The organism is Acinetobacter sp. Colony158 (genome assembly GCF_019264745.1).
In the GTDB taxonomy this organism is placed as follows: domain Bacteria; phylum Pseudomonadota; class Gammaproteobacteria; order Pseudomonadales; family Moraxellaceae; genus Acinetobacter; species Acinetobacter ursingii.
In genome coordinates, this window is record NZ_CP078523.1 from 1,481,859 (window position 1) to 1,504,842 (window position 22,984).

22 protein-coding genes are annotated in these 22,984 nt (G+C 42.1%); 14 read left to right on the top strand and 8 right to left on the bottom strand.

The features are described 5' to 3' along the window. The first annotated feature begins 6 nt into the window (after nucleotides 1-6). The gene (gene parC, locus JR005_RS06015; RefSeq protein ID WP_218665718.1) at nucleotides 7-2,226 is read left to right on the top strand and encodes a DNA topoisomerase IV subunit A; all 2,220 of its coding nucleotides are present in this window, start codon (nucleotides 7-9) and stop codon (nucleotides 2,224-2,226) included. Nucleotides 2,227-2,372: 146 nt separating this feature from the next. Beyond that, nucleotides 2,373-4,052: a long-chain-fatty-acid--CoA ligase gene (locus JR005_RS06020; RefSeq protein ID WP_005001752.1), complete on the top strand. Its 1,680-nt coding sequence runs from the start codon at nucleotides 2,373-2,375 to the stop codon at nucleotides 4,050-4,052. Between the two features lie 53 nt (nucleotides 4,053-4,105). Here the strand turns inward: JR005_RS06020 and JR005_RS06025 are convergent, their stop codons facing one another. Next, nucleotides 4,106-4,492 (bottom strand): hypothetical protein, encoded by a 387-nt coding sequence (locus JR005_RS06025; protein WP_005001754.1) that lies wholly within the window; start codon nucleotides 4,490-4,492, stop codon nucleotides 4,106-4,108. 115 nt (nucleotides 4,493-4,607) lie between these two features. Between JR005_RS06025 and JR005_RS06030 the strand changes: the two genes are divergently transcribed. Both JR005_RS06030 and ppa read left to right on the top strand, forming a co-directional pair. Further along, entirely contained in the window at nucleotides 4,608-5,006 is a 399-nt protein-coding gene (locus JR005_RS06030) for an MAPEG family protein (protein WP_005001756.1), read from the top strand. 155 nt (nucleotides 5,007-5,161) lie between these two features. Further along, nucleotides 5,162-5,689, top strand: coding sequence for an inorganic diphosphatase (ppa, locus tag JR005_RS06035; RefSeq protein WP_004995387.1), 528 nt, complete (start codon nucleotides 5,162-5,164; stop codon nucleotides 5,687-5,689). A 76-nt stretch (nucleotides 5,690-5,765) separates the two neighbouring features. Here ppa and JR005_RS06040 read toward each other — a convergent pair whose 3' ends face one another. Further along, complete coding sequence (locus JR005_RS06040) at nucleotides 5,766-7,061, bottom strand: OprD family outer membrane porin (RefSeq protein ID WP_005001763.1); 1,296 nt, start codon at nucleotides 7,059-7,061, stop codon at nucleotides 5,766-5,768. A gap of 608 nt (nucleotides 7,062-7,669) precedes the next feature. Between JR005_RS06040 and JR005_RS06045 the strand changes: the two genes are divergently transcribed. Continuing rightward, nucleotides 7,670-8,482, top strand: a complete 813-nt coding sequence (locus JR005_RS06045; protein ID WP_010588817.1) for a TorF family putative porin — start codon at nucleotides 7,670-7,672, stop codon at nucleotides 8,480-8,482. A 51-nt stretch (nucleotides 8,483-8,533) separates the two neighbouring features. On the opposite strand, the gene JR005_RS06050 is transcribed toward JR005_RS06045, so the two are convergent. Further along, nucleotides 8,534-10,018 carry a YifB family Mg chelatase-like AAA ATPase gene (locus tag JR005_RS06050; RefSeq protein ID WP_005001768.1) on the bottom strand — a complete coding sequence of 495 codons (1,485 nt, stop codon included), beginning with the start codon at nucleotides 10,016-10,018 and terminating at the stop codon, nucleotides 8,534-8,536. A 68-nt stretch (nucleotides 10,019-10,086) separates the two neighbouring features. Continuing rightward, a complete protein-coding gene (locus JR005_RS06055; protein WP_005001770.1) occupies nucleotides 10,087-10,314 on the bottom strand; it encodes an accessory factor UbiK family protein in 228 nt (75 codons plus the stop codon). A 275-nt stretch (nucleotides 10,315-10,589) separates the two neighbouring features. Here JR005_RS06055 and glnK point away from each other — a divergent pair, with 275 nt between their 5' ends. The 6 genes from glnK to JR005_RS06085 all read left to right on the top strand — a co-directional run bounded on the left by glnK (nucleotide 10,590) and on the right by JR005_RS06085 (nucleotide 16,062). Further along, complete coding sequence (gene glnK, locus JR005_RS06060) at nucleotides 10,590-10,928, top strand: P-II family nitrogen regulator (RefSeq protein WP_004656379.1); 339 nt, start codon at nucleotides 10,590-10,592, stop codon at nucleotides 10,926-10,928. A 62-nt stretch (nucleotides 10,929-10,990) separates the two neighbouring features. Then, nucleotides 10,991-12,394, top strand: coding sequence for an ammonium transporter (locus JR005_RS06065; protein ID WP_005001773.1), 1,404 nt, complete (start codon nucleotides 10,991-10,993; stop codon nucleotides 12,392-12,394). A 116-nt stretch (nucleotides 12,395-12,510) separates the two neighbouring features. Continuing rightward, nucleotides 12,511-12,978, top strand: coding sequence for a transcriptional regulator NrdR (nrdR, locus tag JR005_RS06070; protein ID WP_005001774.1), 468 nt, complete (start codon nucleotides 12,511-12,513; stop codon nucleotides 12,976-12,978). Continuing rightward, nucleotides 12,971-14,071: a bifunctional diaminohydroxyphosphoribosylaminopyrimidine deaminase/5-amino-6-(5-phosphoribosylamino)uracil reductase RibD gene (gene ribD / locus JR005_RS06075; RefSeq protein WP_010588816.1), complete on the top strand. Its 1,101-nt coding sequence runs from the start codon at nucleotides 12,971-12,973 to the stop codon at nucleotides 14,069-14,071. The genes nrdR and ribD overlap by 8 nt, the downstream gene beginning before the upstream one ends. Beyond that, nucleotides 14,068-15,360 (top strand): DNA adenine methylase, encoded by a 1,293-nt coding sequence (locus JR005_RS06080; protein WP_218665719.1) that lies wholly within the window; start codon nucleotides 14,068-14,070, stop codon nucleotides 15,358-15,360. The genes ribD and JR005_RS06080 overlap by 4 nt, the downstream gene beginning before the upstream one ends. Nucleotides 15,361-15,399: 39 nt before the next feature. Continuing rightward, nucleotides 15,400-16,062, top strand: coding sequence for a riboflavin synthase (locus tag JR005_RS06085; RefSeq protein WP_005001779.1), 663 nt, complete (start codon nucleotides 15,400-15,402; stop codon nucleotides 16,060-16,062). A 50-nt stretch (nucleotides 16,063-16,112) separates the two neighbouring features. Here the strand turns inward: JR005_RS06085 and JR005_RS06090 are convergent, their stop codons facing one another. From JR005_RS06090 to JR005_RS06105, 4 genes are all read right to left on the bottom strand, one after another. After that, a complete protein-coding gene (locus JR005_RS06090; RefSeq protein WP_218665720.1) occupies nucleotides 16,113-16,331 on the bottom strand; it encodes a hypothetical protein in 219 nt (72 codons plus the stop codon). Nucleotides 16,332-16,468: 137 nt separating this feature from the next. Beyond that, the gene (locus JR005_RS06095) at nucleotides 16,469-17,080 is read right to left on the bottom strand and encodes a hypothetical protein (RefSeq protein ID WP_218665721.1); all 612 of its coding nucleotides are present in this window, start codon (nucleotides 17,078-17,080) and stop codon (nucleotides 16,469-16,471) included. A gap of 29 nt (nucleotides 17,081-17,109) precedes the next feature. Continuing rightward, the gene (locus tag JR005_RS06100) at nucleotides 17,110-17,517 is read right to left on the bottom strand and encodes a DNA polymerase III subunit chi (RefSeq protein ID WP_218665722.1); all 408 of its coding nucleotides are present in this window, start codon (nucleotides 17,515-17,517) and stop codon (nucleotides 17,110-17,112) included. Continuing rightward, entirely contained in the window at nucleotides 17,510-18,958 is a 1,449-nt protein-coding gene (locus tag JR005_RS06105; RefSeq protein WP_218665723.1) for a leucyl aminopeptidase, read from the bottom strand. Before JR005_RS06105 ends, JR005_RS06100 begins: the two co-directional genes overlap by 8 nt. Before the next feature lie 159 nt (nucleotides 18,959-19,117). Here JR005_RS06105 and lptF point away from each other — a divergent pair, with 159 nt between their 5' ends. From lptF to gpmI, 3 genes are all read left to right on the top strand, one after another. Beyond that, nucleotides 19,118-20,221, top strand: a complete 1,104-nt coding sequence (gene lptF / locus JR005_RS06110; protein ID WP_218665724.1) for an LPS export ABC transporter permease LptF — start codon at nucleotides 19,118-19,120, stop codon at nucleotides 20,219-20,221. Next, nucleotides 20,221-21,291 (top strand): LPS export ABC transporter permease LptG, encoded by a 1,071-nt coding sequence (gene lptG / locus JR005_RS06115; RefSeq protein WP_218665725.1) that lies wholly within the window; start codon nucleotides 20,221-20,223, stop codon nucleotides 21,289-21,291. The genes lptF and lptG overlap by 1 nt, the downstream gene beginning before the upstream one ends. Nucleotides 21,292-21,422: 131 nt before the next feature. Beyond that, entirely contained in the window at nucleotides 21,423-22,973 is a 1,551-nt protein-coding gene (gpmI, locus tag JR005_RS06120) for a 2,3-bisphosphoglycerate-independent phosphoglycerate mutase (protein ID WP_010588812.1), read from the top strand. Nucleotides 22,974-22,984: the final 11 nt, after the last annotated feature.

Below are 22,984 nucleotides of genomic sequence, written 5' to 3' on the forward strand. Positions count from 1 at the left end.
CCGAATATGTCCAGCCTTGCGCACCATGCGACAGAAAACCGTTCCGTTGCTGAATTTACTGAACAAGCCTATCTGAATTACGCCATGTACGTGATCATGGATCGTGCCTTGCCACATATTAGTGATGGTTTAAAACCTGTGCAGCGACGTATTGTCTTTGCCATGAGTGAGCTGGGGCTAAAACATAGTGGTAAACCGAAAAAATCTGCACGTACAGTCGGTGATGTACTCGGTAAATATCATCCGCATGGTGACTCTGCTTGCTATGAAGCGATGGTACTCATGGCACAACCGTTTAGTTATCGTTATCCTTTGATTGAGGGGCAAGGTAACTGGGGTTCCCCTGATGATCCAAAATCGTTTGCTGCCATGCGTTATACCGAAGCTAAGCTTTCAGCGTTTAGCGAATTATTATTAAGTGAACTTGGGCAAGGCACCTGTGACTGGCAGGATAACTTTGATGGTTCCATGAAAGAGCCTGTCAATTTGCCTGCGCGTGTTCCTAATATTTTATTAAATGGCACGACGGGCATTGCAGTCGGCATGGCAACGGATATTCCACCGCATAATTTGCGAGAGGTGGTCAAAGGCACCATTGCCCTGATTCGTAACCCTGAAACATCGGATGAAAAACTGGCTGAATATATTCCAGCACCAGATTTACCGACTAAAGCTGAGATTATTACCCCGCGCGATGAATTGCTCAAGATACAGACAACAGGTCGGGGCAGTTATCGAGTAAGAGCCATTTACCACATTGAAAAGGGTGAAATCGTCATTACCGATTTGCCTTATCAAGTGTCAGGTTCCAAAGTGATTACCCAGATTGCCGATCAAATGCAGGCCAAAAAACTGCCTTTGGTGAGTGATATTCGTGATGAGTCGGATCATACTAATCCAACCCGTTTAGTGATTGTATTGCGTTCCAATCGGGTCGATGCAGAAGCGGTGATGAGTCATTTGTTTGCGACCACGGATCTTGAATCCAGTTATCGTGTCAATTTAAATATGATTGGCGCAGATGGTCGTCCGCAAGTCAAATCGATTCGTCGTATTTTGCTGGAATGGATTGACATCCGTAAGGCAACCGTCACTCGCCGCTTACAATATCATCTTAATAAAATTGAAAAACGCTTACATATCTTGGCAGGTTTATTGATTGCTTATCTGGATATTGATACCGTCATTCGCATTATCCGTGAAGAAGATCAGCCTAAACAAGAGTTAATGGCACACTTTGGCATTGATGAAATACAGGCAGAAGCGATTTTAGAGTTAAAGCTAAGACATTTGGCTAAACTTGAAGAAATGGAAATTCGCCGTGAACAAGAAGAACTTGAAGCCAGAGCCGCTGTGATTCGTGAACAATTGGATAATCCAGAGTCGCTGAAAAATCTGATTATTAAAGAACTCAAAGAAGATGCGAAAAAGTTTGGTGATGATCGCCGTTCTCCAATTGTTCAACGTGAAGATGCGGTACAAATTCGTGAGCAGGATCTCATGCCTGCTGAAACCGTGACCGTGGTTTTATCTGAAGCGGGCTGGATTCGCTGTGCCAAAGGCGCAGACGTGGATGCAGAAAATCTGAACTATCGAGCAGGTGATCAATACTTAAGTCATGCCGTTGGTAAATCAAATCAGCGCGCTTATATTCTGGATGAAACGGGGAGAAGCTATGCATTACCAATTGCGAATTTACCTTCTGCTAGAGGCTCGGGTGAACCTTTAAGCTCCAAGTTGTCGCCAGCCAATGGTGTGTCGTTTATACAGGTTTATATTGGCGATGATGAACAGGAGTTGATTGCGGCGAGTAGCGCAGGTTACGGCTTTAAGAGTCAGGTCAAACAACTGGATACCAGTGCCAAAGCAGGTAAAGCGTTCTTGAGCGTCTCTGAACAAGCACATGCTTTACCACTCATTCCTGTGCAGGATGCAACCCATGTTGCAATTCTTAGCTCCGCAGGACGTTTATTGATTGTTGAAATGTCAGAATTGCCAATACTCAATAAAGGCAAGGGTAACAAGTTGATACAACTTGATAGCAAAGAACAGATTTTGTCCATGACAGCTATGAATTTAAATGAAATAATTCAGGTGGTTGCAGGACAGCAACAATTAAAATTAAAAGGTGATGATCTCCTCAAGTATGCTGGTAAACGTGCGACGAAGGGGCAACTCTTACCACGAGGATATCAAAAAGCAAATAGACTGTTGATTCAGAGATAGTTCTGGCATCTGCTGCGATATTTAGGCTATATATAGCCCATATTCGCGGAAATGAATGCAATGTGTAGGCGCAGATCAGCTAAAAAAAGCTTACACGTTGATAAACAGTTGTGATTTAAGGATTACTGATTGGAGATAATGGCGTTATGGAAAAAATATGGTTTGCTGAGTACCACAGAACAGGGATTCCAGAAACAGTAGAATTACCCCCAGAAAATACTTCATTAAATGATGTATTTGAACGTAATTTTCAAAAGTTTGGTTCACGTGATGCCTTTATCTTTATGGATAAAGTCCTAACTTTCAGTGAATTGGAAGAAGCAAGCCGTAAATTTGCTGCCTATTTACAAAGTTTGGGTTTGGCAAAAGGTTCGCGTGTCGCGGTGATGATGCCAAACGTATTGCAATATCCTGTGGTGGCTTTAGGTATATTCCGTGCAGGTTTGGTGTTGGTTAATGTCAATCCATTGTATACAGCACGTGAGCTTGAACATCAGTTGAATGATTCGGGTACAGAAGTGCTGGTCATTGTGGAAAACTTTGCGAGCGTTTATCAAAGTATTATTGGTAAAACACCTGTTAAGCATGTGGTCGTCGCTTCAGTTGGCGATATGCTGGGTACATTGAAAGGGACTTTGGTTAATTTTGTACTGCGCAAAGTACGTAAACAAATTCCTGACTGGAATATTCCAGGACATATCAAATTCAATACAGCATTGAATAAAATCAGTCCAAACAGTTATAAGCGTCCAAGTTTAACTTTAAGTGATACGGCTGTCCTCCAATATACAGGTGGAACAACGGGTGTCTCTAAAGGCGCTGAGCTGACCCATCGTAATCTTGTTGCAAATATGCTGCAATGCGACGGTATCTTCCAAAGTAAATTTGGTGACAAAGATGGCGATAAAAATGATCGTATTTTTTGTGCATTGCCGCTTTATCACATTTTTGCATTTATGGTGTGTGCCATGTATGGCATGTACAAAGGACAGGCCAATGTTCTGATTCCTAACCCACGTGATTTGCCAGCCGTGATTAAAGAATTACGTAAATATCAGCCTTCATTCTTCCCTGCGGTTAATACTTTGTTCAATGCATTGGTTCATAATGAAGAATTCAAACAGTTGGATCACAGCAAATTGAAAATGGCGATGGGTGGTGGTATGGCGGTACTTCCGTCAACGGCTGAAGCTTGGAAAAAAATTACAGGCACTAACATCATTGAAGGTTATGGCTTGTCTGAAACTTCTCCAGTGGCAACAGCGAATCCACCTGCATCAGAAGAATTCAGCGGTACGATTGGTATTCCATTACCATTAACTGAAGTTGCGATTTTAGATGATGATGGCAATGAAGTTGCTTTGGGTGAACAAGGTGAAATCTCGATTCGTGGTCCACAAGTCATGAAAGGCTATTGGAATCGTCCAGATGAAACCGCAAAAGTCATGACTGTTGATGGTTTCTTCCGTACGGGTGATATTGGTATCATGGACAGCCGTGGTTATGTTAAAATTGTAGACCGTAAAAAAGATATGATTTTGGTGTCTGGCTTTAACGTTTATCCTAGCGAAATTGAAGAAGTTGTCGCAAAACATCCAAAAGTTTTGGAAGTCGCCGCAATTGGTGTGCCTGATGAAAAATCTGGTGAAGTACCAAAACTATTTGTGGTGAAAAAAGATCCTTCACTTACGACTGAAGAAGTTTTGAGCTTTGCTAAAGAAAATCTAACAGGTTATAAACGTCCGCGTTATGTGGAGTTTATGGATGAATTGCCAAAATCGAATGTAGGTAAAATCCTGCGTAAAGATTTGCGTAAAAGTGCCTGATCTGAGCATTAAAAAAAACGCCTGAATGTTCAGGCGTTTTTTTATGAGTAAAATTAAACTGAGGATTTCATGAACCAGCGATCGATATAAGGTCGCCCAATCCCAATAATCAATGTAAACAGCAGCATTGAACCCAGCTGTAAGCGCAGCGCAATTAAGTTAAATTGACCAAAACTGAGATAATTATCTAGTCCACAATATACCACCAAAACCAATAACCAGATCCATAGGTTTTGACGTTGGATCCCCACTGCTAAAAAAGCAAGGGTTAAAATCACAAACGTCCCTAAGGTCGATTGCCAGTTAAGATTGGCACAAATCACACTGAGTAAAAAAGCAGTCAGCGGCAGAACAATCTTCAAGATGCGATCAACCTTTAATTGGTTTTTGCGCTGTTTGTCCAGTATGTTGAACATGTGATCCTGATCAGAATTGCTCATGTAGGGTCTCGCTTGATCATCTTATTTATAAAAACACACTATTTAAGCGAATTTCCATACAAAACACCATGCTATGATAAGGCATTTTCCATAAATACATCTTGAGAATGAGATTATGCAGGGCATTAACGGCATTATTTATCTAATTTTGGCAGCATGTTTATTGCCTTATGTATTTACCATAATTGCCAAGTTTAATGCGGGGTTTAAGGCGAAAGATAATCAAAATCCGCGTGAATTTCTTGCAAAAAGCACCGGCATTGCTGCACGTGCCAATGCTGCACAGCAAAATAGTTTTGAAAGTTTACCGTTATTTATTGCGGCGATACTCATGGCGGAGTATATGGTTTTACCGCAAAGTATTATCATGACCTTCGGAATTGCTTATCTGATTTTACGCATCCTTTACGGGATTTGCTATTTGATTAATTGGGCAACCTTGCGCTCAATTATCTGGTTATTGTCGATGTTATGTCCTATTTCACTGTTACTTTTGATTATTCGCTTGCTATAAAATCATAAATATCTAGGCGTTTAGAGATGGTTTTAAAATTGGTCAGGAATATGAAAAAATCCTTTGCCAAATTGTATAAACGACGCAGTTTGACTCAGAAAACCGTTATAATCGTCGCGATTTAAATCTGGTTTAACCGTTAAAAGAGTGTTGCTATGAGCTACAACAATATCCCTGCGGGCAAAGATGCACCTAATGATATTTACGTTATCATTGAAATTCCAGCCAATGCTGCGCCAATCAAATATGAAATTGATAAAGATTCAGATGCATTATTTGTAGATCGTTTTATGGGTACAGCAATGTTCTACCCAGCGAACTATGGTTATGTGCCAAATACATTGTCAGAAGATGGTGATCCATTAGATGTCTTAGTCGTGACACCTTATCCAGTTGCAGCGGGTTCTGTGATTCGTTGCCGTCCAGTGGGTAAATTGAACATGGAAGATGATGGCGGAATCGATGCAAAATTGATTGCTGTTCCACATGAAAAATTGTCGCCATTGTATAAAGATGTCAAAGAATATACGGATCTTCCACAGCTTTTGATTAACCAAGTTGAACATTTCTTTGCTCATTACAAAGATTTAGAACCTGGCAAATGGGTAAAAATCAGTGGTTGGGAAGGTGCTGATGTCGCTAAAGCAGAAGTGATCAAAGCGATCGAAGCGGCTAAAAAATAAGTTTTATTCTGAGCGATAAAACTAAAAACCCTACATTTCAATGTAGGGTTTTTTGTATCAGATTGGTTTTAACTGATTAGAAGAATTTAATCGGGAAATCAACAAAGATACGCCATTCGTTGGTATCACCAATATAGGCATTGGTTTGATATTCATCACTGGCACGATAAATTGAATTACGTACACGGATATTTAAATCTTTGGCAGGGCCCGTTTGGACTTTATAAGACACCTGATTGAAGAACTCGCGCTCTTTGGCATCATCAGTCAAGTTATTTACACGGATGTCCCAGCCATAAACGTAAGCGGTTGTCCATGACAGACCTGGAACAGCTAAATCCGCAAAGTCATAAGTGTATTGCAGTTGTACCGACTTTTCATGATTACCAATAAAGTCAGACAGGTATGAGTTTGGCAGATAAATACTTTGACCACCATCGCCATTTTGACCATAGTCATAGCCAACATTGCCTGTATTTTGTTGATACGCCAACATAGCTGTATGTGGGCCAGTATTATACGTTGCAGATACTGCCCAGATATTATTTTTCTTGTCTTCATTGGCTGGACCAGTCGCAGAGTAGGTTGTACCTGGCTCAAACTTGGTGTGGTAGCCACTGAAGTCATAAGTCAATGAATCTTTATTGGCAAGGGTTTGCTTATAATTGACATTGGCATAATGACGTTCAAGTTTGTCTTTCAGATCAGCACCATAATAAGCAGCTTTTAACTGATCATTAAACTGGTATTTTGCGCCCCAGACATAAGCACGATCCAAATGGTTTTGGTCAGATGCAATATGTTCAGGTAATTGGTTTTTTGTAAATTTACCCGCAACCACTTCCAAGTTTTTAATTTCGTGGCTGGTGATCAGTGTCCCTTCAAAATATTCAGGCACGTTACGTGTCGTCATACTGGCAAGGACAGGTAAATCAAGAATCTGTGTACCATAGGTTAAGGTTGTGTTTGATGCGCGGGCTTTGACATAACCACCACCGCGTGTCCATTGGTCGTATGGATCTACACGGCCATTGGCATCTTTTTGCCCATCATTTTTTAGCGCAATCATGCTGTTACCTGCATGATAGTTATCGCCTAATTTAAAAGAAAAATCACCCACGACACCCGCTGCAAAACCGACCGGGCCTTGGGTAAAGCCAGACTCAAGATTTAGCATGACCGATTGAAGCCATGAATTAGTATCATGAACGCCATCTTTTTTATCGCGTTGAATAAAACCGTTGCGTAATAGAACCGATGCGCTAGCACCTTCAACAAAACCTTTTGCTTCACTTTGTTCACTTGCATACGCTGAGGAAATAAGGGCAGCGTTAACCAAAACTGCTAAAGTAAGCTTTTGTGCTTTTAGCATTGAATACCTCAAAAATAAATCTAAATGGGTTTCTAAGCAGGACTCAGAAAATGAACAAATTGTATAGATAATCTATAGAAAAGATATCATTTTCATTAAATTATTTTACTAATGTATATATGCAATTTAGAAATAGCAGGTTTTTAGTTAACTTTATTTGATCAATTTTTTGGAATTTTTTAGTTTATTTAAACAAAACAAAGATGCACTTAAAAAATGCACAATTATTATGCAAAGTTGGAAAAAGACCCAAAACTGCGCTATCTCACATTTTTTGTTACATAGTTGGCTGAACTTGATTCATCATGAATGACATGTTTTAACGTTATTAAAGCCTTTATACAAAAATGATGACAGTCGTATTAAAACGAATGGAAATTTTACAGTCTAATTTTTCACACTACATCTCGATTGTAGCAGTGCTTAAAGCAAATTTTGGAGGGGTTAAAGTCGATAGCTTGAACTTCAAAATTTTCGCTCTTTTTGCAGCGTTAATTTAATAAAAGAGATGAGCTGTCTAAAAGTTGGCATAGCATTTGCTAAATCTAAATCGATGCAATTTAAAACACAATATCCGTCGGAGTGATCCGATCATGGGGGAGATCAGAATGAAAAAATTTGCATGTAAAGCGGTTGCATTAGGCGTATTGGTCGCAGGTTCAACGGCTGCAATGGCTGAAGATAAACCATCTGTCGCAGGTTTTTCTGTTGCGGGTAGTGTGGCTGCAACTACAGACTATCGTTTCCGTGGTGTGACTCAAAGTTCAAATAATCCAGCAATTCAGGGCGGCTTTACCTTGAATCATGAATCAGGTGCCTATCTGGCACTATGGGGTTCGAGTGTAGACTTTAATATACATGGGGTATCTGCTGAGACTGATGCAACTTTAGGTTATTCTAACAAAATTGCATTTAATCCAAACTATAGCGCGACCTATGACGTGGGCGTAACCTATTATGGTTATGTTGGTTCAAAAACCAATGCCGTCAATCCATACAATGGTAAATCGGGTTTGAATTTCACAGAAGTTTATGCGAAGTTAATTTTCCCAGAAGCTCTGTTAAAAGGCGATAGCGTTACAGTAGGCGTTAACTATTCACCTGATTACTGGGGGCGTACTGATGATTTCTGGTATTTTAATTTAGGTTATAGTGCTCCAATTGCAGATACAGGATTTACTGGTATTGCATCTATTGGATATAACAAGTTGAAAGATAAAGATTCTTTAAGTGTGGTTGCAGGTGGGCCGGGCGAAGATGATAGCTATCTAGATTATAAATTTGGTGTGCAATACAGCATTTTAGGCGTTACGGCTGAACTTGCTGGTGTAGGCACTGACATTAGTACATCGGGTATGACCGATGCAGGTAAAAAACCATATGATTTAGGTGCAGTACTCACCTTATCTAAAACTTTTTAATTGATCTAAATCAAAAAAATGCCTCGTTGTTGAGGCATTTTTTTATGTAAATCAAATCTTTTGTCGATATGACAACGCTTCTGATAAATGTGTAATTTCAATATTAGGACTGTGTGATAAATCTGCAATAGTACGTGCAACACGTAAAATACGATGATAAGAGCGCGCCGATAAATTCATACGTTGTTGCGCAACTTCCATCATTTTTTCAGCATGCGCATCCAGTACCGCATATTGTTCTAATTCTTGGGGTGAAAGTGCAAAATTTGCTTTTTGTTGACGCTGAATTTGAGAGTCATAAGCACTCATCACACGTTTACGTACAGTCATAGAATCTTCTACAGGTACATTATTTTGCAATTCATTGGCTTGTAATGGAGGAACATCAATATGTAAATCGATTCGATCCAGCAAAGGTCCTGAAATTCGATTTTGATAACGTTGAATTGATTCAGGCGAACACTGGCAGCGACTATCCTGATTAAATGCATAGCCACATGGACATGGATTCATTGCTGCAATCAACTGAAAATTAGCAGGAAAGGTAATTTGTCGAGATGCACGTGAAATCACGATTTCTTTAGATTCAAGTGGTTGTCGTAATACTTCAAGCACTTTGCGATCAAATTCTGGTAACTCATCTAAAAATAAAACGCCTAAATGAGCCAGTGTAATTTCTCCGGGTTTAGGATGTGAGCCTCCACCTACCAATGCAATCGCAGAAGCCGTGTGATGCGGTGCTCGAAAAGGACGTAAACCAAAATGATGCTGATTATTGGCAATCGAGTAGATACTGGCGACTTCAAGATTTTCCTGTGTTGATAACGGCGGCAAAATGCTAGGTAGACGCGAAGCTAACAAAGTTTTACCAGTACCCGGTGGCCCCTTAAATAATAAAGAGTGTCCTCCAGCTGCGGCAATTTCAAGTGCACGACGTGGCCGTAATTGTCCTTTTACATCAATCAGATCATATTTATAAGCTTGAGTATGATTGTTATTTTGAGTGATATGAGCAGGAATAGGCTGTACTCCCAGAAAATGTTCACAGACCTGTTTTAAGTGGTTGGCTGAATAAAGTTGAAATTCAGAAAGCTGTTCCACCTGTTCAAGATTCGCCTTAGGAATAAAAAGCTGACGTTGCGCTTGTTGACACGCCATCGCTATGCTTAGAGCGCTGGTGACGGGTCTTAAATGCCCATCCAAAGCCAATTCTCCAATAAATTCAAATCCATCTGTACAGGCTTCAGGCAATTGTCCAGAGGCAATCAGAATCCCTAAAGCAATGGCGAGATCAAGACGGGATCCATCTTTCGGCAGATCCGCTGGTGCCAGATTAATGGTCAGGCGTTTGGTTGGAAACTGAAAACCACTGTTAATAATCGCAGAGCGTACTCGATCCTTACTTTCACGTACCGCTGCTTCTGCTAGCCCAACGATCGTGAGTGAGGGAAGCCCCTGACTTAAATGAACTTCGACCTCAATTAAAGGAGCATGTAACCCTAATACCCCGCGAGTTAAAATCTTTGCAAAAGACATTTTGATATTGTTCCATTATGGTGCTTTATTTTTAATCGTTTTCAAATGTTTATGCACTGAGTTGGTGCTTATTTTTTGTTTTGAATGATGCTCTCTAAAATATTCATTTGTTCCTGTAATTGGCTAAGGCGCTGATTGGCGTGTTGAAGTGCAATACGTTGACGGTCAATTTCTTGTTTTGAAACTAAATCCAGTTTCTCTACAGCTTCATTGAGCAAAGCTCTTAAATTATTTTCAAGGTCTTTTTTTGGTTGGTCGACTTGTTCAAGTATCGCCTGTAATAGTGTTTCAATCATGAGATATCCGCGTAAATAATATGATCCGCGTGCAGTTTACCACTGCTTTTATATTGACCCTAGTGCTCTCCGATTAATCAACCTATTTTTATAGCTAAACTGCAAAACAAAGTAGAAAAATGTTTAAATTAAAGGGAGATGCTACATCTTGTAGCGCAAATAGGTTATAAAGACAAAATCACGCTGATCATTTCTGATTCCCTCAACCTAAGAAATATTGGCATGAAAATTGAACATAAAACCTTACTGGTGAAATAAGCCGAAGGAAAACAAACATGAAGCTCGTAACTGCTATTGTAAAACCATTTAAATTGGACGATGTGCGTGAAGCACTTTCTGAAATTGGTGTTCAGGGGATTACTGTCACTGAAGTGAAAGGTTTTGGTCGTCAAAAAGGTCATACTGAACTGTATCGTGGTGCAGAGTATGTCGTTGACTTTCTTCCTAAAGTCAAAATTGAAATTGCGATTAGCGATGAAATGGTCGATGCGGTCATCGAATCAATTACACGTGTTGCTAGCACAGGAAAAATTGGTGACGGAAAAATCTTTGTGACAAATCTGGAACAAGTGATCCGTATTCGTACAGGCGAAACTGGTCCAGACGCTGTTTAAGTGTTGGCACAAAGTTTGCTGAATACGGCATAACTCACAAAATTTTAGGTTGGGGGATACAAATGAAAAAAATGCTCTTGGCACTTGGTTTATCCAGTGCGCTTTTAGGTGGTTCGGCTGCGTGGGCTGAAGAAGCTGCATCAACACCTACACCAACAGAACAAACGACCACTGTTGTGACAACAGAAGCTCCTGCTGCAACCGCCACTGTCGTTGCTCCAGCAGAACCCGTGGCTCCAGCTGCTGCGACGCCAAAACTTGATACAGGCGATACCTCTTGGATCCTGATCTCGACAGCATTGGTTTTACTCATGACCATTCCTGGCTTGGCATTGTTCTACGGCGGTATGGTGCGTAAGAAAAACGTACTAAGCACCATGATGTTCAGTCTTTCAGCTGCCATTCTTGTGAGCTTAATCTGGGTGATTGCAGGTTATTCACTGGCTTTCTCTGGAACAGGGGCTTATTTTGGTGACTTGTCCAAAGCCATGTTAAATGGTGTGGCTTTCGATGCTTTAAGCGGTACGATTCCAGAAACACTGTTTGTAATTTTCCAGATGACTTTTGCGATTATTACGGTTGCCATTATTAGTGGTTCAATCGCAGATCGTATGAAGTATTCAGCATTTATGTTGTTTATTGCAGTTTGGGTTCTGGTGGTTTATACCCCAATTACTCACTGGGTATGGGCAACGGATGGCTGGTTATTTAAAGCAGGCGCTTTAGACTTTGCTGGTGGTACGGTGGTTCATATTAACTCAGGTGTGGCCGGTTTGGTGGCTGCTTATATGCTCGGTAAGCGTATTGGCTTAGGCAAAGAATCTATGGCTCCGCACAATTTGACACTGACTGTGATCGGTGCAAGTTTGATCTGGGTAGGTTGGTTCGGCTTTAATGGTGGTAGTGCATTAGGTGCAGGCGCACGTGCAAGTATGGCAATCCTGGTGACTCAAGTTGCTGCTGCCGCTGCTGCTTTCTCATGGCTTGTGGTAGAACGAATCATTCGTGGTAAAGCCTCTGTATTAGGTGGTGCATCTGGTGCGGTTGCTGGTCTGGTTGTGATTACTCCTGCGGCTGGTTTTGTCGGTGTAGGTGGTGCGTTGATCATGGGTCTGATCGGTGGTGTAGTCTGCTTCTGGGGGATTACTGCATTGAAACGCATGTTAAAAGCGGATGATGCCTTGGATGCATTTGGTTTACATGCAGTTGGTGGTATCGTCGGTGCAATTTTAACTGGCGTATTCTATAGCGATGAAATTATTAAAGCAGCGGGTGTTACTCTTGCTCCAACCTTTGCTGGTCAGTTATGGGTACAGCTTGAAGGTGTTCTTGCGACCATCATTTATAGTGGTGTAATGACCTTTATTATTCTAAAAGTGATCGATCTAATCATTGGTATCCGTGTGTCGGCTGATGATGAACGTATGGGTCTGGATTTAAGCCAACATGGCGAACGTATCGAGTAATTAGAATTAAATTAAAAACAGCCCTCGTGGCTGTTTTTTTGTTTATAGAGAGATGATTTAGTCTTTGTCCAATCTTTGCTACACTAGCTCTAAGAATGAATTCATTTTGAGCTGCTATGCATTGTCCTTTCTGCAACGCCGCAGACAGTAAAGTCATCGATTCACGTCTTGCTGCTGAAGGCTGTCAAATTCGTCGCAGACGTGAATGTCTCCATTGTGGTGAACGCTTTACAACTTTTGAAAGTTATGAAGTCGTGATGCCTCGTGTGATTAAATCAAACGGCAAAAACGAGCCTTTTGACGAGGCTAAATTACGCCGTTCACTGATGCATGCTCTGCAAAAACGTCCTGTTACCCAAGAGCAAATTGAAACGGTTTTGAGTGATATTCAATTGCAAATCAGACGTTTGGGTGAGCGTGATGTTAAGTCTCGTAAGATTGGCGAGGTTGTGATGCAGGCATTGTTTGCACTGGATCATGTCGCGTATGTCCGTTTCGCTTCTGTCTATCAGGACTTTCAGGATGTCGAAGCATTCCGTCGTCAAATTGAACAAATGCAGCAACGTGAACACGAACATGACTAAAGTAAGTCACTTAGATCAACAAGATCATTATTGGATGGCGCAAGCATTGGCTGAGGCGAAAACTGCCTTGTATCGAACCCGTCCAAATCCTGCTGTAGGTTGCGTCATTGTCAAAGATGATCAGATCATTGGTCGTGGCGCGACGGCACCTGTTGGTGGTTCACATGCCGAAGTCTTTGCCTTACGTGAAGCGGGTGATCGTGCTGAAGGTGCAACCGCTTATGTGACCCTAGAACCTTGTGCACATTTTGGTCGAACGCCACCGTGTGCTGAAGCGCTAGTCCGTGCCAAAGTCACCCGCGTGGTGATTGCAACACTCGATCCAAATCCCTTAGTCGCTGGCAAAGGTCAAAAAATATTAAACAATGCAGGGATTACCACACAGGTGGGAGTGCTTGAGCAGGATGCCATTGAACTTAATCGTGGTTTTTTAAAAGTCATGGCGGGAGGTTTGCCCTATGTCCGCCTGAAAGTCGCTTCGAGTTTAGATGGGCGAACCGCAATGGCATCAGGTGAATCCAAATGGATTACAGGTGTAGATGCGCGTCTGGATGTACAATATTGGCGGGCACGTTCAGCTGTAGTGATCACGGGCATACAAACTGTACTTGCAGATGATTGCCAGCTCAATGTACGAGTACTTGCGGATGTCGAGGATATCTCTGCCATTGCTCAACCCAAACGTTTAATCTTGGATCGGCAGGGGCGTTTACCCTTAACGGCTAAAATTCTACATGCACCTGAAAGCTTAATGGTGATGGGGCCATTTCGTCAGGAACTTGCAGATTTAGGTGTGCTACAATTGCCTGTTCAATCCCTACGCGAACTTCTTGCGACCTTGTCCAAAGAATATCATTTGTATGATGTGATGGTGGAGGCAGGAACGACTTTAGCGACGGCATTTTTACAGGAAAAACTGGTCGATGAAATGATCAGCTATATTGCTCCCACATTATTGGGGCAATCGGCACGTGCCATGTTTAGCGCTGATTTGCACAAAATGTCAGAGCAACTTCGATTTAAGCTGTTTGATGTGACGCAAATTGGTCAGGACATCCGCTTAAGACTTATCCCGATTCAAGAGACAGTATGAATTCAGAGGCTTCGGTTTATCATAAACGCCGTCATGCGGCACGAACCACAGATGAATATCTATTTCACCAGTTGGTGCCATATTTAGGCAACAAACGCAGATTATTGCATCTGATTTTAGAAGCACTGGAAATTACGGGAACGCTGAACAGTAAAAAGAAGAATCCCCCGATTTTTGCCGATTTTTTTGCAGGCAGTGGTGTCGTATCGCGTCTGGCACGACAAAACGGTTATCGTGTGATTGCCAATGATTGGGAACCTTATAGCCATGCTTTAAATCATGCGATATTGGCCTGTGTCGATGCGCCTGCATTTAAAGAGTTAGGTGGTTATCAAAAAGCCATTGATTATTTGAACCGTTTGCCTGAAGTCAAAGGCTGGGTAACGCATAATCTGTGTCCACGTAATGATGATGTGTATGATCCGAGTCGCGACCGTTTATTTTTTAAACGTCGTAATGGCATGCGGATTGATGCGATTCGTCAGCAGATTGCGACATGGCAAGCGCAGGGTGCGATTAATGATGTAGAAATGAGTGCACTGTTGGCACCTTTACTCTATTCTGCCAGTTTTGTCAGTAATACCAGTGGTGTATTTAAAAGCTTTCATCAAGGCTGGGGTGGTAAAACCCAGACCGCATTAGAACGGATTGAATCTTTGCTTTGGCTGACCCCAAGCCGTTTTTGTGAAATTGGTGATGCTAAACGTCCTGCGGCTGAAATGTGGTGTGTCGATGCACAGCATCTCTCCAATCAAATGAGTGGTTTTGAAGTGGATGTCGCTTATCTGGATCCACCTTACAATCAACACGCCTACAGTAGTAATTACCATGTTTTGAATGCCTTAACCCTGTGGGATCAAGTGGATTTGCCTCCACCCGATACGAAGGGCTACAAGAGCGGGATTGATCGGGCATGGCGTAAAGAACGTCCAAGTCCCTATAACTCATCCAGACATGCCAAAGATGCTTATGAAAAATTACTGGCGACAATTAACGCACGTTATATTTTGACCAGCTATTCGACTGATGGGAATATCGATCCGAAAGATTTACTCACGGCCAATTTGAAACGCGGCAAAGTGACCTTATTAACACAAGATGTGCCACGTTATCGAGTCAGTAAGCAACGTCAGTCTGAACGTGCTCGGGTACTTGAGTTTATCGTGATTACCGATACGCATGCCAAATCAGGGCCACCGCTGCGTCAGCTTTTAGGTCAACTTTATCACTTTGCTGAATTGGGTGGTGTTGATACGTCTGGGCCAAATACCCAGCTTGCACTTTGGTAAGCAACACATTTATGCAGAATCAATATTTGGAGCAGCAGCATGTTTACAGGCATTATTGAAAGTTTAGGCAAAGTTGAAAGCCTGCAAAATGTAGGTGGTGATGTGCGCTTACGCATTCAAACTGATCTGGATATGTCCGATGTGCATTTGGGAGATTCGATTGCGACCAATGGGATCTGTCTAACTGTAATCGAGTGGGGTAGTGACTGGTATGCCGCAGATGTATCACGTGAAAGCCTTAATCGGACGACACTTGGACAATGGCGAGTCGGTCAGCCTGTCAATGTGGAAAAGGCGATGCTACCGACCACACGCTTTGGTGGGCATATTGTTAGCGGCCATGTCGATGCGGTGGGTGAAATTACATTGGTGCGCGAAGATGCCCGTTCGATTTATTATGAAGTCACCGCTCCTGTTGAAATTGCCAAATATTTGGCAGAAAAAGGTTCAATCACCGTGGATGGCATTAGCCTGACCATTAATCATTTACGGGGCAATATTTTAAGTTTGAATCTGATTCCGCATACGGCTGAACGCACCAATATTTCTACATGGAAAACTGGAGCAAAAGTAAACTTAGAAGTGGATGTATTGGCGCGTTATATTGAGCGTCTTCTACTAGGTGATAAAGCCGCAGAGCAAGGTCAACAATCTGCTGATATTAGTATGGCTTTTTTGGCTGAAAATGGTTTCTTAAAATAAAACGTTGTTGAAAATTAGAATGTGCCCAGTTTTTAAACTGGGCATTTTTATTAGTGTTTGGTGACAGTTAATGACGTTGAACCTAACCACGATTTAAGAGTTTCTGGTACCGCGACGGAAAATGTACCATTTTGCGATTCCTGTTTCAGGAAAATGGAAAGAGAGCTGAAATCGTCGCGACTCATGTATAAATCCTGAGCAGATAAAGTCCAAGTCTCGCCTGTGGTTAACTGGGCAATCTGTGCGGAGATATTGCTAAGTATGTTCATGAATTTTTCCAGAAATGGGTCAAATGTTTAACAGTATTATAAAGTTAATCGCAACCGCGATATGACTATCATGTGACAAGGATGTGTCAGTTTGATGACAATCTGGAAAAAATAAAGAATTGAATTCAATATAGATTCTAAAAATTTGAGTTTTTTAGGATGTATTCGATTTCTTCTTGCGCTGCGGTATGCAGTTTGGCTCTAAATACGGTCACTGCCTGCTCAATCAAGCTATCTGCTTCAAGTTCCAGCCGTAAACGTAAGCTTTCCAGTTCAGACGGAATTTGATCATCCGATATCTGATGGCGAGCATGAGAATAATCAATCGCGACTTGATCTGGGTTTTGATGATAACGAGCAGTCTGAGTTTCAGTCTCTTGCTGAATATGTCGATGTAAAGCCATTAACTCATGAGTTTGTTGTTGAAACTTATGTGCTTCATCCGCTTGTAATGAGGCTGCATATTGAGCTTGTTGTTCGCGTTTTTCTGCAAGCGATTGTTCGAGTGCTTGCTGTTTACGAATACGCGCTTGTTCAATCAATTCTGCTTTTAAATCAGCATAGGCTTGATCAATTTTATCCAAAGAGATCTGTTGTGATTTTTGATCTTGCGTTGTCCATGTTTCAATAACCGTCTGTGGCAGTAATAAATCACAAATTCGGGCAAGATCATCCTGATAGGTTTGACGAACCGTTTCTGGCGCGTTTAACCAACGTTTTTTAAAATCCTGACCGACATTGAGTGCCACTCGCCATCTCCTTACATTTTAATGGACTTTTACAGTTTAAAGGTGCGGGGTTCGACCCCTAAGCGACGATAAAATTTAAATTTTTCTCGCCCAAGCTGTTTGGCAGTTTCATTATTTTCAATAATCTCAATAATGTGACCAAACTGCTCAATTTGTTCAAGTGCCTGATTGTTAAAATTAAACACAAACCAGTCAGATTGATCGGGTAATTGCGCGGAAATACAAACAGGTGCATGAACTTGATCAATCCCATGTGCAATAAAGCTTTGCGGATCAAATGACCACAAAGCCTCATCTAATTCACCCTGTAAAGTTTGATCTGGACAATACCACCAAATCTTAGGATGTTTTTTCAATAACTTACGGCATAAACGGCAAGCACTGTCGACTTGCCGTTCCTGACTGGTTTCAAATAAATAAAAGCTGATATTAGCCATGCGCTTTAACGCGATTTGCCAAGAACTGGACTAAAAGTGGTACAGGGCGACCCGTTGCGCCTTTGTTTGGACCAGATAGCCAAGCTGTGCCTGCGACATCCAGATGTGCCCAACGGTAGTCTCGGGTAAAACGCTGTAGGAAGCAGGCTGCGGTAATTGCACCCCCATAAGGCCCGCCAATATTGGCGATATCGGCAAATGGTGAATCGAGTAATTCCTGATAGTCATCACTCACAGGCATACGCCAAACGCGATCAAAGGACTGTTCGCCTGCCTGTAAGAGTTCATTGGCAAGCTCATCATCAGGAGAGAATAAACCACTTAACACTTTGCCCAATGCCACCACACAAGCACCTGTTAACGTTGCTATATCAATGACCAGTGCTGGGTTAAAACGCTGAATATAGGTGAGCGTATCGCACAGCACCAAACGACCTTCGGCATCGGTATTTAAGATTTCTACAGTTTGTCCACTCATGGTGGTGACAATATCGCCCGGGCGAGTTGCTTGTGCAGACGGCATATTTTCTGCCGCAGCAATCGCGCCGACGACATGAATCGGTAAACGTGCTTCGCATAAGCTTCGAATCGTACCTAATACTGACGCAGCACCACACATGTCAAATTTCATCTCATCCATGGTTTGTGCAGGTTTGATCGAAATCCCGCCTGTATCAAAGGTCACGCCTTTACCAACTAAAACTACTGGCGCTTGATCGAGTTTGGCATTGTATTCGAGAGTGATCACACGTCCCGGACGCGCAGAACCTTTGCTGACTGCAAGAAAGGCATTCATGCCCAAGTCCGCCATTTGCTGTTCATCCAGTACCGTGACTTTGAGCAAATCTGGAAACTCATTGGCAAGGGCTTTGGCTTGATCTGCCAGATATTCTGGGAAGCAAATATTGCCTGGCCGATTACCCAAATCACGCGCAAGGGCTTGGCCAGATTGTAAGGCTTCAATCAGTTGCAACTGGTCGGAATTTAAACTGCTATTGGTGCTGATCAAGTTGATGGTTTCGAGAACAAACTCATTCTTTTTCGATTTAAACTCATCAAAACCATAAGCCGCTTGTGACAGGCTTAAAGCAAAGAGATAATGCAAATCAGCAGGAAGTGCTGAAAGATCGATATGAATTTGTTTGAATTTGGTTTGTGTGGCTTTAATGATGCTCTGTGCCAGTTTCGCTATTTTTGCGGCTTTAATATCGGCAGTATCGCCTAAACCCAATAAAGTGACATTAGGAATGGTTGCTAATTTTCCGATAAGAGGCAAGCTTTCATTGAAACTGGCTTTATAATGTACTTGTTCAAATAATTTTTTTAATTCATTGATTTGATATGTTTTTTCAATGCTTTCAAGCTTGTTGTTATCGACCAGAATCAGCAACGATTCAGCAGATGAGTTTTGTGGCAATGCGGAATTAATCGTATATTTCATATGCGGTCTGGATGCCTATTTAAATATGTTCATTGATGCCTACCATTGAAACACTTTCCTGACATCAGTTTCAATTGGCAAGCGTAGGATAGGTTTTATATTTTTAACATTCGGGTAAACTATGCTGTATTGCGTTTGTCCATTTTGGAAGTATTCACTTTGATTATTCGGCGTTATCTCGTCAAGCAAGTCGTGTCAACCAGTCTGGTGGTGGTCAGTATTTTGACGCTGATCGTGCTAGGCGCAAGACTGATCAAATATTTTGGTGTTGCCGCACAGGGACGTCTGGATGTCAGTGTCCTGTTCAGTATCATTGGTTATCGCTTACCTGAGTTTTTAATCTTATTACTGCCGCTCAGTTTCTTTATTGGGTTGATGTTGGTGTTTGGTCGCTTATATGTCGAACATGAAATGGCGGTACTCAATAGTAGTGGAGTCAGTAAACACAAACTTGCGCGTTTATTGCTGCCGATGACCTTGGTCTTTGTGATCGTTGAAATGGTACTCATGATGTGGGTATCACCGTGGGGATTACGCCAGTTTAATGAGTTGTCATCGACCCAAGCGTTGCGAACAGGTTTCGATTTGGTACGTCCTAAGGAATTTATCTCTTCTGGACCCTATACCATTTATGCAGGTTCATTATCTGAAGATCGAAAAAACTTAAAGGATATCTTTGTTTATATTAAAGCGGAAAAAGTAGGCAAACCTGATCAGTTGGTTGTCGCTAAAGAAGCGACGCGTGTCGAAATGGCCGATCAGACGGCCAGTGTCGTCGATCTGACTCAAGGACGGCGTTACGAGATTTATCCTGACACTGCCAAATATGTACAGGCCGAGTTTCAGACTTGGCGCTTTCGCATCGAAAATAATAAAGAAGCCACTTATGATTCTAATGATGTTTCGGCTTTACAGATGTCAAAACTTTGGGAAAATCGAAATGATCCTGTGATTGCCAGTCAGTTGGGATGGCGTATTTTTGCACCATTTTCAATGTTTGTTGCGTTGGCACTGGCGGTGGCTTTATCAGAAGTTACTCCGCGTCAGGGACGTTATCTGAAACTGTTTCCTGCATTGATGATTTTTGCCAGTATGATCGTGTTGCTGATTGCGGCTCAAACTCGGATTAGCCGTGGTGAATTTGGGATCTGGGTTTATCCTGCGATATTAATGAATTATTTTGTTGCTGCCTTGCTCTTTGCCAGAAAACAAAGCCTTGCACCGAAGATCAAACGTAAGATCAAACAAGTGAGATCATCATAATGTTAGCTCAAAAGATATTGTCCAGATACGTGACCAAAACAACCACATTGATGATGTTAGGAACGCTTCTGGTGCTGGTGTTCTTATTTATCTTGTTTTCTTATATTGGCGAATTAGGTTCACTCAAAGAAGGGTATGGTGCGTGGGATGCCTTTAAATATGTGATGTGGGATTCCCCCCATAATGTCATCAAGCTGATCCCGATTGCGGCTTTGATTGGAGCCGTGCTGGGCTTGGGTTCTATGGCATCTAACAGTGAATTGATCGTGATGCGCGGTTCAGGCGTCAGTCTCTGGCGAATTGTCGGTTGGGTGATGCGTCCTGCATTTTTGTTGGTCATTTTGTCATTTTGTATTAGTGAATGGGTGATTCCATATACCACTGAACAGGCAAAGGGTGTCAAAACTCAAAGCACTGTCGCTGCTTTAGGTGAAGTGCGAGGTTATTGGACCAAAGAAGGTAATCATTTTTACTATATCGATTATGCCAATTCCAAAGGCAATCTCAATGGCATTCAGGTCGCGTCTTTTGATGACGACTATCGCTTAGATACAGTCATCAACGCGAAAACAGGTCAGTTTATTCGTGACGGTGAGTGGGTTTTAAAAAATAATCACCAGCTTAATATTTTGGCCAATGGTGATGCCAGCTTTCAGAAGATTCCAACGAAAGATTTATCTTTAGCCTTGCAGCCTAAGTTTGTACATATGGTGACACTTGATCCCGAAGAATTGGCGCCAAGCGAGTTGGTCGGTTTCATGCGCTATATGCATGAATATAGCCAGATTCCTAAAACCTATCAGCTCGCATTTTGGAAAAAAGTAGGCTCGCCTTTTTCATTGATTGCCCTGACGCTGATTGCCTGTTCTTTTATTTTTGGACCATTACGCCAACAATCAATGGGTTTTCGTTTGGTGATTGCCTTGTTTGTAGGTTTAAGTATTTTCTATTTACAGGACTTTTTAGGCTATGCCAGTTTGGTGTATTCGCCATCTCCAGCATGGTTTATTTTTATTCCAATTCTGTTCATGTTTGGGGCGGGCAGTTATTTGTTATATCGGGCGCGTTAATGTTCAAATGACTACCAGATCGTCTGAATCAATCATGCTAAATGAGTAAAGTTATCATCTGTGCATAGAGTCTTGGACTAAAATTCGGTAAGATAGTGCGACGAAATTGTAGACAAAAAAGAGTATCAATCATGACGGATGCAACTGCTGGCAAAATCCCTCACGTTCTTGTGATTATGGATGGTGTGGGTCATCGTGAAGCGGTCGAAGACAATGCTTTCTTGGCAGCAAAAACCCCTAATCTTACGATGATGAAACAAAAGCATCCGCATGGTTTAATTTCTGGTTCTGGTGAGGATGTCGGTTTACCTGACGGCCAAATGGGTAACTCGGAAGTCGGACATATGAATCTGGGTGCAGGTCGTATTCTATATCAGGACTTTACCCGTATTACCAAAGAAATACGCGATGGCGCATTTTTTGAACATGAAGTGCTGGTCGATGCGGTTGAAAAAGCCAAAGCCGCAAATGGTGCAGTGCATATTATCGGTTTGTTGTCTGAAGGTGGCGTGCATTCGCATCAGGATCATATTGTTGCCATGTGTGAGTTGGCGCTAAAACGTGGTGCTCAAGTCTATTTACATGCCTTTTTGGATGGACGTGATACACCGCCAAAAAGCGCGCAGCCATCTTTAGAAAAGCTAGATCAGGTCTTTGCGCAATATCCAGATCAAGGTCGTATAGCCACTCTGATTGGTCGTTATTTTGCAATGGATCGCGACAATCGCTGGGATCGGGTTGAGCAAGCGTATCGTTTACTCACTGAAGGTGAAGCCGTTCGTGTCGTGAATAGCGCTGTTGAAGGTTTAGAACAAGCCTATGCGGCAGGTGAGAGTGACGAGTTTGTCAAAGCCACTCGGATTGGCGAGCTTGCCAAAGTTGAAGATGGTGATAGCATCGTATTTATGAACTTCCGCGCAGACCGTGCGCGTGAGTTAACACGAGCCTTTGTTGAAAAAGATTTCGCAGGATTTGAGCGTAAAGTTGTTCCTGTATTATCTAAATTTGTGATGCTAACCCGTTATCAAGCGACGATCGATGCGCCTGTAGCGTATATGCCAGAAGATTTGAAAAACTCAATTGGCGAATACTTGTCTGATTTAGGCAAAACCCAATTGCGCATTGCTGAAACTGAAAAGTATGCCCATGTAACGTTTTTCTTTAGTGGCGGGCGTGAAGATGAATATCCGGGTGAAAAACGCATTTTGATCCCATCTCCAAATGTCGCGACTTATGATTTAAAGCCTGAAATGAGTGCGAATGAAGTCACAGATGAATTAGTGAATGCAATTAATTCAGGTGAATATGATTTATTGGTCGTGAATTATGCCAATGGCGATATGGTGGGGCATACTGGCGTTTTTGATGCCGCGGTGAAAGCGGTGGAAGCGGTAGATCGCTGTTTAGGTCGTGTCTATGAAGCGGTCATGGCAAACCACGGTCACATGTTGATTACAGCAGATCATGGTAATGTAGAACAAATGCAGGATTACCATAGTGGTCAGGTGCATACTCAACATACCACTGAAGCAGTTCCATTTATTTATGTTGGACCAACTCAGGCTGTGATTGCTGAGGGCGGGATTCTAGCTGATGTAGCACCAACCCTACTGCATTTGATGCATATTCCGGTACCTGCTGATATGCAGGGACGTAACTTATTGACCCTGACCCACGAATAAAAGGTGACTGA

Excerpts from the sequence above, each read along its gene's own strand:
- gpmI (WP_010588812.1), top strand. The coding sequence starts at position 21,423 with ATGACGGATGCAACTGCTGGCAAAATCCCTCACGTTCTTGTGATTATG.
- JR005_RS06080 (WP_218665719.1), top strand. The coding sequence starts at position 14,068 with ATGAATTCAGAGGCTTCGGTTTATCATAAACGCCGTCATGCGGCACGA.
- JR005_RS06050 (WP_005001768.1), bottom strand. The coding sequence starts at position 10,018 with ATGTCTTTTGCAAAGATTTTAACTCGCGGGGTATTAGGGTTACATGCT.
- JR005_RS06040 (WP_005001763.1), bottom strand. The coding sequence starts at position 7,061 with ATGCTAAAAGCACAAAAGCTTACTTTAGCAGTTTTGGTTAACGCTGCC.
- JR005_RS06105 (WP_218665723.1), bottom strand. The coding sequence starts at position 18,958 with ATGAAATATACGATTAATTCCGCATTGCCACAAAACTCATCTGCTGAA.
- JR005_RS06055 (WP_005001770.1), bottom strand. The coding sequence starts at position 10,314 with ATGATTGAAACACTATTACAGGCGATACTTGAACAAGTCGACCAACCA.
- nrdR (WP_005001774.1), top strand. The coding sequence starts at position 12,511 with ATGCATTGTCCTTTCTGCAACGCCGCAGACAGTAAAGTCATCGATTCA.
- glnK (WP_004656379.1), top strand. The coding sequence starts at position 10,590 with ATGAAGCTCGTAACTGCTATTGTAAAACCATTTAAATTGGACGATGTG.
- ppa (WP_004995387.1), top strand. The coding sequence starts at position 5,162 with ATGAGCTACAACAATATCCCTGCGGGCAAAGATGCACCTAATGATATT.
- JR005_RS06065 (WP_005001773.1), top strand. The coding sequence starts at position 10,991 with ATGAAAAAAATGCTCTTGGCACTTGGTTTATCCAGTGCGCTTTTAGGT.
- parC (WP_218665718.1), top strand. The coding sequence starts at position 7 with ATGTCCAGCCTTGCGCACCATGCGACAGAAAACCGTTCCGTTGCTGAA.
- ribD (WP_010588816.1), top strand. The coding sequence starts at position 12,971 with ATGACTAAAGTAAGTCACTTAGATCAACAAGATCATTATTGGATGGCG.
- JR005_RS06090 (WP_218665720.1), bottom strand. The coding sequence starts at position 16,331 with ATGAACATACTTAGCAATATCTCCGCACAGATTGCCCAGTTAACCACA.
- lptG (WP_218665725.1), top strand. The coding sequence starts at position 20,221 with ATGTTAGCTCAAAAGATATTGTCCAGATACGTGACCAAAACAACCACA.
- JR005_RS06045 (WP_010588817.1), top strand. The coding sequence starts at position 7,670 with ATGAAAAAATTTGCATGTAAAGCGGTTGCATTAGGCGTATTGGTCGCA.
- JR005_RS06020 (WP_005001752.1), top strand. The coding sequence starts at position 2,373 with ATGGAAAAAATATGGTTTGCTGAGTACCACAGAACAGGGATTCCAGAA.
- JR005_RS06025 (WP_005001754.1), bottom strand. The coding sequence starts at position 4,492 with ATGAGCAATTCTGATCAGGATCACATGTTCAACATACTGGACAAACAG.
- JR005_RS06100 (WP_218665722.1), bottom strand. The coding sequence starts at position 17,517 with ATGGCTAATATCAGCTTTTATTTATTTGAAACCAGTCAGGAACGGCAA.
- JR005_RS06030 (WP_005001756.1), top strand. The coding sequence starts at position 4,608 with ATGCAGGGCATTAACGGCATTATTTATCTAATTTTGGCAGCATGTTTA.
- JR005_RS06085 (WP_005001779.1), top strand. The coding sequence starts at position 15,400 with ATGTTTACAGGCATTATTGAAAGTTTAGGCAAAGTTGAAAGCCTGCAA.